General features: G+C 68.0%; 11 protein-coding genes. 3 read left to right on the forward strand and 8 right to left on the reverse strand.

From position 1 onward, the window contains the following. Positions 1 to 12: 12 nt before the first annotated feature. Positions 13 to 945, forward strand: coding sequence for an NAD(P)-dependent oxidoreductase (locus CFB41_RS01220; protein ID WP_256940829.1), 933 nt, complete (start codon positions 13 to 15; stop codon positions 943 to 945). A 76-nt stretch (positions 946 to 1,021) separates the two neighbouring features. After that, entirely contained in the window at positions 1,022 to 1,663 is a 642-nt protein-coding gene (locus CFB41_RS01225) for a LysE family translocator (RefSeq protein WP_089439007.1), read from the forward strand. Between the two features lie 87 nt (positions 1,664 to 1,750). Here the strand turns inward: CFB41_RS01225 and CFB41_RS01230 are convergent, their stop codons facing one another. Continuing rightward, positions 1,751 to 3,052, reverse strand: a complete 1,302-nt coding sequence (locus CFB41_RS01230; protein ID WP_089455420.1) for an MFS transporter — start codon at positions 3,050 to 3,052, stop codon at positions 1,751 to 1,753. Positions 3,053 to 3,149: 97 nt separating this feature from the next. On the opposite strand from CFB41_RS01230, the gene CFB41_RS01235 reads away from it, so the two are divergent. Beyond that, positions 3,150 to 4,079 carry a LysR family transcriptional regulator gene (locus tag CFB41_RS01235; RefSeq protein WP_089455421.1) on the forward strand — a complete coding sequence of 310 codons (930 nt, stop codon included), beginning with the start codon at positions 3,150 to 3,152 and terminating at the stop codon, positions 4,077 to 4,079. Positions 4,080 to 4,263: 184 nt separating this feature from the next. Here CFB41_RS01235 and CFB41_RS01240 read toward each other — a convergent pair whose 3' ends face one another. The 7 genes from CFB41_RS01240 to CFB41_RS01270 all read right to left on the reverse strand — a co-directional run bounded on the left by CFB41_RS01240 (position 4,264) and on the right by CFB41_RS01270 (position 11,829). Next, on the reverse strand, positions 4,264 to 5,097 hold the full coding sequence (locus CFB41_RS01240) for an OmpW family protein (protein WP_089439010.1): 834 nt from the start codon (positions 5,095 to 5,097) through the stop codon (positions 4,264 to 4,266). Between the two features lie 18 nt (positions 5,098 to 5,115). Beyond that, positions 5,116 to 6,366 carry a DUF2957 domain-containing protein gene (locus CFB41_RS01245; RefSeq protein ID WP_089455422.1) on the reverse strand — a complete coding sequence of 417 codons (1,251 nt, stop codon included), beginning with the start codon at positions 6,364 to 6,366 and terminating at the stop codon, positions 5,116 to 5,118. A gap of 150 nt (positions 6,367 to 6,516) precedes the next feature. Next, complete coding sequence (locus CFB41_RS01250; RefSeq protein ID WP_089455423.1) at positions 6,517 to 7,947, reverse strand: DUF2957 domain-containing protein; 1,431 nt, start codon at positions 7,945 to 7,947, stop codon at positions 6,517 to 6,519. 435 nt (positions 7,948 to 8,382) lie between these two features. Continuing rightward, a complete protein-coding gene (argC, locus tag CFB41_RS01255; RefSeq protein ID WP_089455424.1) occupies positions 8,383 to 9,333 on the reverse strand; it encodes an N-acetyl-gamma-glutamyl-phosphate reductase in 951 nt (316 codons plus the stop codon). A gap of 154 nt (positions 9,334 to 9,487) precedes the next feature. Beyond that, complete coding sequence (locus CFB41_RS01260) at positions 9,488 to 10,060, reverse strand: flavodoxin family protein (protein WP_039366855.1); 573 nt, start codon at positions 10,058 to 10,060, stop codon at positions 9,488 to 9,490. Between the two features lie 233 nt (positions 10,061 to 10,293). Further along, entirely contained in the window at positions 10,294 to 10,887 is a 594-nt protein-coding gene (locus CFB41_RS01265) for a YbhB/YbcL family Raf kinase inhibitor-like protein (RefSeq protein ID WP_089455425.1), read from the reverse strand. A 255-nt stretch (positions 10,888 to 11,142) separates the two neighbouring features. Further along, on the reverse strand, positions 11,143 to 11,829 hold the full coding sequence (locus CFB41_RS01270; RefSeq protein WP_011350651.1) for an orotate phosphoribosyltransferase: 687 nt from the start codon (positions 11,827 to 11,829) through the stop codon (positions 11,143 to 11,145). Positions 11,830 to 12,139: the final 310 nt, after the last annotated feature.

Below are 12,139 nucleotides of genomic sequence, written 5' to 3' on the forward strand. Positions count from 1 at the left end.
CTGGCCGGCCGTATGCGCTGCAGACGCCACGCATCTGTGTTTAACTCCCCGCTTCACGGAGCGAAGGAGCGGGTAATGGATCTCGGATTTATCGGGCTGGGTGAAATGGGGCAGGCAATCGCGACGAACCTGCTGAAGGCCGGGCACACGGTGCGGGTCTGGAACCGGTCGCGCGAGCGCGCCGAGCCGCTCGCGGCCGTCGGCGCGCAGATCGTCGACACGCCGGCCGACGCGTTTCGCGGCGACGCGGTGTTCTCGATGCTGGCCGACGACGCCGCGGCGCGCGCGATCTTCGACGATGCGCTGCTCGCCCAGGCGCCGCGCGGCCTGATCCACGTCAACATGGCGACGGTGTCGGTCGCGCTGGCCGAATCGCTCGCGCACGCGCATGCATCGCGCGGCATCCATTACGTCGCCGCACCGGTGATGGGCCGGCCCGACGTCGCGGCCGCCGCGCGCCTGACGATCATGGCGGGCGGGCCGGCCGAGGCGATCGACCGCGTGCAGCCGCTGTTCGACGCGATCGGCCAGAAGACCTGGCGGTTCGGGTCGTTGCCGCAGCACGCGAACGTCGCGAAGATCGCCGCGAACTTCACGCTCGCGTCGGCGATCGAGACGCTCGGCGAAGCCTCTGCCTTGCTCGGTGCGCACGGCGTCGCGATGCGCGACTTCCTCGACGTGATCACCGGCAGCGTGTTTCCGGGCCCCGTCTACGAAGGCTACGGCTCGATGATTGCCGAGCGGCGCTACGAGCCCGCGCGCTTCAAGGCGCGCCTCGGGCTGAAGGACGTTCGCCTGGCGCTGGAAGCCGGCGACGCCGTGTCGGTGCCGCTGCCGGTGGCGAGCGTCGTGCGCGACAACCTGCTCGACGCGCTGGCGCACGGCGGCGGCGAGCAGGATTTCGCGGTGCTCGGCGAAGTCGCGCTGCGCCGCGCGGGCCGCTGAGCCGTCGCGCGACAGAAGTCCGGCGCACCGGCATAATCGACGGTTCGTTTTTCCTTACATCGACGCAGAGGCGGGCATGAACTTGCATACGTGGTGGCTATTCGTGGCGACGGTGTTCGTCGTGTCGGCGATTCCGGGCCCGAACATGCTGCTGGTGATGACGCACGGCGCGCGGCACGGGCTGCGGCGTTCGACGTGGACGATGGCCGGCTGTCTCACCGCGCTGGTGCTGATGCTGTCGGTGTCGGCGGCGGGCCTCGGCGCGGTGCTCGAAGCGTGGCCGGCGATGTTCAACACGTTGCGCTTCGCGGGCGCGGCCTACCTGATCTACCTCGGCGTGAAGGCGTGGCGCGCACGCGTCGACGACGCGCAACCCGCCGCCGACGTCGACACCGTGTCGCGCCAGGCCACGCCTGCATCGCGCGGGACGCTGTTCCGCAACGGTTTCCTGGTCGCGGGCAGTAACCCGAAGGCGATCCTGTTCGCGGCCGCGCTGCTGCCGCAGTTCATCAACGCGGCCGAGCCGACGCTGCCGCAGTTCGGCGTCCTCGTCGTCACGTTCGCGGTGATCGAGGTGAGCTGGTATCTCGTCTACGCGTCGTTCGGCACGCGCATCGGCGCGACGCTGAAGAGCCAGAGCGTGGCGAAGATCTTCAACCGGCTGACGGGCGGCCTCTTCGTCGGCTTCGGCGCGATGATGGCGCTGGTCCGTCACTGATTTCGCACTGACACCGGCGTACCGAACGCCTCGTCCCTCGCAAGAGGGCGGGGCGTTCTGCTTTTCGGGCCTCCGTCACGCGCTCGGTCATGCACGCGGGCGCGTCCATGCCGCCGCGTCGGGGCCACGTCCGGCCGCGATCCCGAAGACGGTGGCCGCGCCGGCGAACGCAAACCCCACGCCGCACACCGCGCTCCACCCGCCCCAGGCCCACGCGGTGCCTGCGAGCGCCGCGCCGAGCGCGCCGCCGATGAAGAACAGCCCGACGAACAAGCCGTTCAGGCGGCCGCGCGCGGCCGGGTTCAGCAGGTTGATCTCGCGGCGGCCGATCGTCTGGTCGACGATGACACCCGCATCGAGCAGCGCCGCGCCGCCGGCCAGCAGCGCGAGCGCGAGGCCGCGATGCGCGTGCGAGTCGAAGCCGAACCAGCCGGCGCCCGCGATCCCGAGCACGACGAGCGCCGCGAGCATCGTGCCGTGCGCGATCCGCTGCGCCGCAGGTCCATGCCCACGGTCGCCGGCACTGCCCGCGAGCGGCGTGACGATCGCGCCGCTCGCGCCGGCGAACGCGAACAGCGCAATACCGTGCAGGTCGAGGCCGAACGGCGGCTGCGCGAGCCGCAGCCCGACCGCGGTCCAGAATGCGCTGAACGCGGCCATCGCGAGCGCGGCCGACAGCGCATGCCGGCGCAGCACCGGCTCGTCGGCGAGCAGGCGCCCCATCGACGCAAGCAGCGTGCGGTAGCCGGCCGAGATCGACGGCGTGCGCGCCGGCAGGCGCAGCGCGAGCACCACGGCGATCGCGGCATTCGCGAGCGCGGCCAGCACGTAGAACCCGCGCCAGCCGGCCGAGCCCGCGATCAGGCTTGCGAGCGGCCGTGACAGCAGGATGCCGAGCATCAGCCCGCTCATCACGTTGCCGACCGCGCGGCCGCGCTGCGCCTCGGGCGCCATCGACGCGGCCATCGGCACGAGCATCTGGATCACGCTCGACGCGGCGCCGGCCACGAGCGTCGCCAGCAGGAATACGGTGCCCGACCGCGTGAACGCCGGCAGCGCGAGCGCAGCCGCGCACGCGGCGAGCGTCGTGACGATCAGGCGGCGGTTCTCGAGCAGGTCGACGAGCGGGACGAGCAGCACGAGCCCGGCCGCGTAGCCGAGCTGCGGCAGCATCGCGACGAGGCCGGCCAGGCCGGGCGGCAGGTGCAGGTCGGCGCTGATCGGGCCCGTCAGCGGTTGCGAGGCGAACAGGTCCATCACGATCACGCCGACCGTCGCGGCGAAGAACAGCGTCATGCCGGCGCTCAGCGCGGGCGGCGTGCCGGCGCCGGCCGGCGCGCTCACGGGCGGGCGCGCGGCGGAGTGGCAAGGGTTGGCAGGGCAGTTCATTGGAAGCCTGGCGAATGGGTCGAAGGAGTCCCCATCGTAGGTGTCCGATGTTTATGCGACAATTGAAATATCTCTAACATGATTATGCGAGTTTGTTTTGAATACGCGTGATCTCCAGGCATTCGTCGCGGTGGTCGACAGCGGGTCGATGGTCGCCGCGGCCGCGAAGCTCCACCTGACGCAGCCGGGCCTGACACGGCGCGTGCAGAACCTCGAAACGCTGCTCGGCATGCCGCTGCTGGAGCGGCAAAGCAAGCCGCTGAAGCCGACCGCCGCCGGGCGCGACGTCTATGCGCTCGCGCGCAACGTGCTGGCCGCGGTGGACGAGCTGATGGCGGCGGGCGCGCCGGACAGCGAGCCGTCGGGCGAGCTGCGCATCGGCGTGCCGCCGTTCCTGTCCGAGCTGGCGCTCGAGCAGCCGATCGACCGGCTGCGTGACGCGTTTCCGCGCCTCACGCTGCGGGTGACGGCCGGCTGGTCGCCGGCGCTGATGCAAGGCGTCGAGCGGGGCACGCTCGACGTCGCGGCCGTGATGGTGCCGGCCAGTTCGACGCTGCCCGATACGTTCGCGTCGACGCTGATCGGCACGCAGCCGACGGTGCTCGTCGCCGCGCGCGACTATCCGCTGCCGGACGGTCCGCTGTCGATCGACACGCTGTCGGGTTTTCCGTGGGTGCTGAGCCAGGACGGCTGCGGGATGCGTTCGGCGCTGAGCCGCATGCTCGGCGCGGCCGGGCTGCCGTTCGACGTCGCGGTCGAGGCGTTCGGCTCGGAGCTGCAGCTGTCGCTCGTCGCGCGCGGCGCGGGCATCGGCATCGCGGCGCCGAACGCGCTGGCGCGCAGCGCGCATCGCGATGCGCTGAGGGTGGTGGAAACGGTGGGGCTGGAGACGCGGATCAACGTGTGGATCGTGCACGGCGCGCTGCCGGGCCGGCTGGTGCGGCCCGTCACGCTGCTGCGCGATGCGCTGGGCGAAGTGCTCGACCGGGAAAACAGGGCGGGGTCAGATGCGGTAAAGACGGTCTAGAGGCGACATTCGAGGGAAAATCCTTATTTTCTCTACGGAAATGTTGCATTGCGGAAACCGATTCGCTATAGTTGCACCTGTCTCCTCCATGTCTCCTCTGATATGGATTCAGCCCGCCTCTTAGGCGGGCTTTTTTTTGCCTGCGATTTTGTCGCGGCCTTCCATTCGTCGTCGGTCGCTGCGCTCAGAACTTGTATGTCATCCCGACGTAGCTGATGATCGGATCGGCCTTCAGGTCCGATTTCGACTCCGAGAGCACCGTGCCGTCGGCCGCCTTGATCGTTACCGTCGACGTCGTCTTCAGCGGGATGTACGTGACCGACGCGATCAGCCCGAAATGCTCCGTCATGTTGTACTGCAGGCCCGCGTTGAACACCGGCTGCCATGACGACGACGCCTTCGCCTCCACCGATGTCGTACCCGGCTTGCCCGCGCCCGCCGCGAGAACCGCGCCGAGGTTGTCCTGGGTCTGCTTGATGAAGTTCGTGTTGAGCTGCAGGTCGCTGAACCAGTTGTACGACACGCCGAGGCCGAGGAACGGCCGGAACTTCGCGTTCGCCGCGCCGAAGTAGTACTGCAGGATCGCCGCCGGGCTCCACTGCCGCACGCTCTTCACGATCGGATTGACCGACGCCAGCCCGATGTTCTGCGTGCCGAGCGCGCCGGCCGGGCCCGGCGGCTTGATCGTGCCCTGGCCCGACACCTTGAACACCGGCGGTACGCCGGCCACCGACGTGACCGCGATATGGTCGGTCAGGAAGTGGCTGACCGTCAGGCCCACGGTGTCGGCGCCGCTCGTGTGCAGCCCGGTGCCCGGCGACGTGAACGACGGCGGCAGCCGCAGCGGCGTGTTGATCGGCGTCGGCGCGACGTTGGTCGTCATCGGCGTGCTGCTCTGCTGCGGCATGATATGGAACCAGCCCAGCGTCACGACGTTGCTGCCGGCGCTCTGCGCGTGCGCCGCGAGCGGCGCCACGGCGGCGGCACTGGCCGCCGCGCAGAGAAGGGTCTTCTTCATCACGGCTCTTCCCTCCGCTTACTGGACGAATGCGCCGATCGTGAAATACGGCGTCGATCCCGCGTTGTCGAGGAAACCGAACACGCCACCCGTGAAGATGAACTTGCCGGTCGGCGACGTGCTGCCCGAGCCCGTATGAATCGTCGTGACCGTGCCCGGCACCTTCTGCGTGTAGTCGAGATCGAGCGCGGTCGCGAGCGAGGCCTGCGACGCGTTGAACGGATCGAGCAGCGTGGCCTGCTTGTCGATCAGCGCGGTGGTCCGGTAGTCGAACTGGCTGTCGACGCCGATGTACTCGCCGTTCTGCGAGCCGAGCGCGATCGCCGTCTGCGGCGCGAGGATCGAGATGCTCGATTCGTCGTCGGCGGTGAGGCCCGGCACGCCGTTGCTGTCGGGCGTCGGGTTCGGGTTCGCGACACCCGTGCGCACGAGGATCGGCACGAGCTGGTTGCGCAGCTTGCCGACGATCATGAAGCCCTTGCCCTGCGGCGTCGCCGACAGCGTCGGTTTCAGCTGGCTCGCGTAGTTGTTCGACTGGAACGCGCCGCTGCCGTCGGCCGACTGCACGAAGTTCGTGCCCTGCTGCGCGCAGGCGCCGCCGGCGAACTGGCCGGTCGTGTCGCACTTGGTCCACGTGCCGTCCGCGTTGATCGTCACCTTCGCGTCGATCGACGCCGGCGCGAACTTCTGCGACGGCACTTCGCCGAAGCCGACGTGGCTGTACGTGCCCGCGACCTTCGTGATGTCGGTTTCGATCGACGAGAAGCCGATGAACGGGTAGTACGGGAATTTCGTGTCGGGCACCGCGGCCTGGCCGAGCACCCCGTCGAACTGGATTTCCTTGCCGGGGATCGTGCCGCCCGCGACGCCGAAGCCGACGAAGATGCGTGCCGGACGCGACGCATCGAGGCTCGCGCCGTTCAGCCGGAACGCGCACTGGTTCAGCTTGTTGGTCGGCAGCAGCGTTTCCTGCGTGAGCGTGCCGCTGTCGACGGTGCCCGCGCGGGTCGGCGTGACGGTGCCGGTCTTTTGCGGGACGGCCGATTCGACGTAGGTGACCTGCCAGGTCATCTTGGTCGTGTCGAGCTGGACTTTCGCGAGCTCGCCGCTGCCTGCGCCGCCCGTGAATACGGTGTTGTAGTCGAGCGTGGCGGGGCAAAGCCGGTCTTCGACGAGCGGGGGCGGGTTGTCGCCGCCGCTGCCGCTGCCGCCGCAAGCGGAAAGAAGGGGGGCGGCAAAGGCCGCCGCCAGAATGAGGTTGCGCTTCATGTTGCTCCTCCAGATTTGTCTTGTGCGGCGGCCAGCTCCCTGTCGGCCGCTTCTGTTGGTCGTGCTCGTCCTGCTTGCGCCGTGCCGAGCGCCTTCGTGCCTTCCCAGCGTCACGCGACGGCGGTCAGCCCGCCGCCGCGCCCTCGTTCGCTACTTGCTGATCTGCGCGCCCACGCCGAAGTACGGGGTCGACGACGTCGTCGAATTTGCGGAGGTCGACGTGACGCCGCCGTTCACCGTGCCCTGGATCAGCGCCGCGTACAGGCCGCCCGTCGCGATCACCACGCCCGACGCGGACGGATAGGTCGCGCCGCTCGGCGGCGTCGTCGTCGCGTTCAGCAGGCCCGGCGTCGTCTGGCCGTAGTCGAGCGTGAAGCCGTCTTCCTCGACCTGCGTGGACGGGTTGATGAACGACGCGTTGCTGCCGCGGATCAGCGCGGCCGTGTACTTGAAGTTCGAATCTGCGCCCGCGTAACCGCCGTCGATCGCGCCCGACGTGATCGCCGTCGCCGCGCCGAGCACCGCGATGCCCGATTCGTCGTCGACCTGCGCGTCGGTGTGCAGCGGCGGCGTGCCGAGGTTCACGTTGCCCGTGCGCACGATCACCGGCACCGTCGCGCCGTTGAGCTGGCCGATCACCATGTGCGCGGTCGCCGACTTGCCGGTCGTGCCGACGATCGGCAGCGACGTTTGCGGCAGCGTCTGCGGCGCCTTGGTGCTGTCGAAGTAGCCACCGTTCGCGGTGTTCACGGTCCACGGGTTGCCCGTCGTCTGGCAGCCGCCCGAACTGGTCGACGTGCACGCACCGTTCGCGTCGAACGTCTCGCTCGAGTTCGAACCCTTCGTCGCGTAGTTGCCCGACGGCACGAGGTGATAGAGCAGTGCGTTGTACGTGCCCGGCAGTTTCGTCAGGTCGGTCGTCGTGTTCGCGAAGCCGAGGAACGGGTAGAAATCGAAGTGACGGTTCGGTACCTTGCCGACGTCCTTTGCCACCACGACCGGACCGATGGCGATCGTCAGCCCGTCGTACTGGATCGTCGCGCCCGGAATGCCGCCGCCTGCGACGCCCATGCCGACCAGCAGCATCGGCGGGTTCGCCTGGTTGAAGTCGGCGGCCGTCGAGTACGTGGCGCCGCTCGGCGCCTTGCCCGTGCCGGGTGTCAGGATGAACGCGCAGCGCGTCTGTTCCGCGGTCGGCAGTACGCCGGTCGGCGGGTGCATGACTGCACCGGTGATCGTCGTGCCGGCGCGGCTCGGCGTGACCGTGCCGGTCGCGAGCGGAATCGGCGATTCGAGCCACTTCAGCGTGTAGGTCATCGCCACCGCGTCGATGTTGACGCTGACGATCTCGCCGCTACCGGCGCCGCCGAGGTACGTGCTCTTCACGATGTCGGCGTTGGCCGGGCACAGCGCACCGTTGATGGGCTGTGACGGCGGCGGCCCTTGCGTGCCGCAGCTGGATCCGGAACATTGGGGCGCATTGATCGGCGCGGGTGCGCCGCCGTCCCCCCCACCACATGCAACCAGGAAAGGGGCAATGGCAAAGGCCGTTGCCACCCCCTTCGATAAGGTGTGCGACATGCCGCTGTCTCCAATCGTTTAATTGTGCGAGCTAATGTCGCCGCCTTGATTTTTGCTGTCAATTGATGAACCCGTCTAAAAAAGGCGATTGAAACGGGCAGCGTGTATTGAATCCTTGTCCGACACGGCATTCGGTAAGAATTAAAACGTGAGACGGGCTGCCGAAAGCGGCTGAAGTGGGGGATGTGCGACGCCGGACGGGCCGGCGCAGCACCTTCCTGCGTATAACGGCAGCGTTTAAAGCGGCGGTATCCGGTTTATCCCTATTCGGGATTGACTGGATAAAGAAAGGGCGGGGTTAATTCACGGGTAATCGCGCAATGGAAAGCTTGTAAATATTTGTAAATGCGCGATCCGGAATTTTTTATATATTGCCTGACAGGGGTAAATAAAAAGCCGGCCAGTGGCCGGCTTTGCATTGCATGCGATGCTGAATCAGCGTTTGAGACCTGCGTCCTCGGCCGCGCCGATGCTCAGGTTCATGCACTGGATCGCGGCGCCCGATGCGCCCTTGCCGAGGTTGTCGAGGCGCGCGACCGTGACGAAGCGCTCCGCGTTGCCGAACACGAACAGGTCGACCCGGTTCGTGTCGTTGTTCGCCTGCACGTCGAAGAAGCCGCCGTCGAGGTTCGCGTCCGCATCGAACGCTGCGACGCGCACGAATGCTTCGTCCGCGTAGTACTCGGCGAACACGCGCTGCACGTCCTGCGGCGTCGTGCGTTTCGCGAGCTGCTCGGGCGTGAAGTAGGTCGTCACCGCGAGGCCCTTCAGGAACGGCCCGACGATCGGCGTGAAGATCGGCGGGTTCGCGAGGCCCGTGTGCGCGGCCATTTCCGGCAGGTGCTTGTGCGTGAGGCCGAGCGCATACGGGCGCGGGCTCGCGAGCTTGCCGCCCGGCGTGGCGTTTTCGTAGTCGGCGATCATCGACTTGCCGCCGCCGCTGTAGCCGGTGATCGAGTAGCTGTGCGCGGCGAACGTCGGTGCGACGATGCCGGCATCGACGAGCGGACGCATCGCGAGCACGAAGGCCGACGCGTGGCAGCCCGGCACGGCGATGCGCTTCGACGTGCGAATCTTCTCGCGCTGCGCGCGGGTCAGTTCCGGCAGGCCGTACGCCCAGTCGGCGCTGGTGCGGAACGCGGTGCTCGCGTCGATCAGCGTCGTGTTCGGGTTCTCGACGAGCGACGCCGATTCGCGCGATGCAACGTCCGGCAGGCACAGGAACGTGACGTCCGACGCGTTGATCAGACGGCGGCGCTCTTCGACGTCCTTGCGCTTCGCCTCATCGATGCGCAGGATCTCGATGTCGCTGCGTGCCGACAGGTATTCGAAGATCTTGAGGCCGGTCGTGCCTTCCTGGCCGTCGACAAAAACTTTGGTGCTCATTTCGCTCTCACTGAATGAAACGGGGGCCCGCGCCCTGAATCCGCCATTTTAAGACGTCATCCGGCGGCCCTGCACCGCGCGGGGCGAAAAAAAGACGGCCGGCGGGCCGTCTCGCGTCCCTTTGTCGCCCGCCGGAGCGGGCGCCGGGGCATGCTCAGCCGCGGCCGGCCACCCACCGGGCGGTCGCTTCGGCAACCCGCCGGCCGAATGCCTTGCCGGTCTCGAGGTCGCCCGGCAGCGGGCCTTCGTCGGGCGTCGAATCGGCCGGCGACTGCGCGAGCAGGCCCGTCGAGCCGCCCAGGTAGTTGATGTCGTTGCGCGTGGCCGCCTTCGAGTTGGCCGGCATCAGGCTCGTGCCGACCCACACCATCCCATGCTGCATCGACAGCGTGACGAAATATTGAATCGTCGAGAACTTGTCGCCGTTCATCGTCGCGGAGTTCGTGAAGCCTGCGGCGATCTTGTCCTTCCATTTCTGCGTGAACCACGCTTTCGACGTCGCGTCGGCAAACTGCTTGAACTGCGCCGACGGGCCGCCCATGTAGGTCGGCGCGCCGAAGACGATCGCGTCGGCCGCGTCGAGCGCAGCCCAGCCCGCGTCGTCGACGTCGCCGACGGCGAGCAGGCGCACGGTTGCGCCGGCATCCTGCGCGCCCGCGTGCACGGCCTCGGCCAGTTTCTGCGTGTGACCGTAGCCGCTGTGATAGACGATGACGATGTTCGACATGAAGCGTTCTCCGGAAAGGAACGGGAACGGCGGCCCGCAGGCTCGCCGCGTCACGCGCTGCCGGCGGGCGGCGCGACGGATGCGCGGCAGGGTGCCGCGACCGGTGACGACGAGTCTAGCAAGCCGAAATGACGGGAGAACGCGTGAGCGCGGAGCATGCCATGCCGCGGCGGCCGGCAATCGCGGTGCGGCGGCGTGGCGGCGCGTCACGCCCGCCGCCCGTCACTGCCTCGTTACTGCCCGTAGTTGACCGTGAGTTGCGCGGTACCGATCGCCAGCGTGCCGATCTCGTGCTCGAACATCGGCGCGGGGCGGCCCTGCGCGACGCGCAGGTCGTCGCCCTTGAGCGCATAGACGGTGATCACGTAGCGGTGCGGCTTGCCCGGCGGCGGGCACGGGCCGCCGTAGCCGTCGATCCCGAAGTCGTTGCGCGCCTCGCTCGCGCCGATGCGCCGCAGGAACCCGGACGCGCTCGCGTCGGCGGGCAGGCTCGTGACCGTCGCCGGAATGCCCGCCACCGCCCAGTGCCACCAGCCGTGCCCCGGCGCATCGGGATCGAAGACCGTGACCGCATAGCCGCGCGTGCCGGGCGGCGGGTTGTGCCAGGCGAGCTGCGGCGAGTGGTTGCCGCCCTTGCAGTCGCCGCGGTCGAACACGTTCGCGGCGCGGACGCGCCCGCCCGGCGTCAGGTCGTCGCTCGTCACGGTGAACGGGCCTTCCGCATGCGCGGGCAGGGCAGAGAGGGCGGCGGCGTAAAGGAGGGCGGCGAGGAACGGCGACGGGCGACCTGATGGCGCAGGCGGAGTGATCCGGCGATCCACACGCATATGGCGCTTCTCCCGTCACGTGGGCCGGACCGATGCGTCCGGCATTGTTGGCGTAGTGCGTTGCCTGCGCAGCTGATGGCAGCGATGGATCAAGTCTAGCATTAGGGTTCGATGAGCGACGCACGCCGCGACGCGTGGTCGCGATCGTTTTGCGCACGAATCGGCGGACGCAAAATCGACGGACGAAAAAAAGCCGCCCGCGATGAAGCGGGCGGCTCGTTCAGCCAGGACGCCGGCCGGCGGGCCGGCGCGGCGTCAGTCCTTCGGGGACGTTGCGCCGCCGTGCGCAGCCGACCACTCGGCCGGTGCGTGCAGGAATTTCTCGACTTCGTCGAGCGTCTTCGTCTCGAAGTAGCCCGAGGCCTTCGCGACGCGCAGCACGTCCCACCACGTGGCGAGCGCGTGCAGGTCGACGTCGATGTCCTTCAGGACCGACACGCTTTCCTTGAAGATGTTGTAGTGGAACAGCACGAAGCAGTGGTTCACCGTCGCGCCCGCGGTGCGCAGCGCGTTGACGAAGTTGATCTTGCTGCGGCTGTCGGTCGTCAGGTCTTCCACCAGCAGCACGCGCGAGCCTTCTTCCAGATGGCCTTCGATCTGTGCGTTGCGGCCGAAACCCTTCGGCTTTTTGCGCACGTACTGCATCGGCACCATCATCCGGTCCGCGATCCAGGCCGCGAACGGGATGCCGGCCGTCTCGCCGCCCGCCACCGCGTCGATCTGCTCGAAGCCGATGTCGCGCGTGATCGTCGTTTCAGCCATTTCCATCAGCGCGCGGCGCACGCGCGGATACGAAATCAGCTTGCGGCAGTCGATGTAGACGGGGCTTGCCCAGCCGGACGTGAAGATGAACGGTTTTTCTGCGTTGAAGTGCACTGCTTGTACTTCGAGCAGGATTTTGGCGGTCGTATCCGAGATCGACTGACGATCGTAGCCTGTCATGGGCATTCCTTGGGTGATGAGCGAAGAGCGGGCGCGGGCCCGGTGGCGCAGCAAGGGGAACCTGCCCGGAGGGCCGGGGCGCGATCGGAGGGCCAATCGCATCGCTGCGCGCGTAGCCCGCTATTTTACCCGATTCAGGCCGGTTTTCGGCGGAATTCGCGCGGGTTCGCCGCGCGGCTCACCACCGGCGAAACAAGCGGGGCCGGATCGCTTGCGCTGATGCGGGGGATGCGGCGTTGCACCAACATGCGTCATTTAGGGGGTGTACACTAGGCGACCCTTAGAAATCGTTCAGTACTTTGTACTTTCC

The sequence above is a fragment of the Burkholderia sp. AU33803 genome, assembly GCF_002223095.1.
In the GTDB taxonomy this organism is placed as follows: Bacteria; Pseudomonadota; Gammaproteobacteria; order Burkholderiales; family Burkholderiaceae; genus Burkholderia.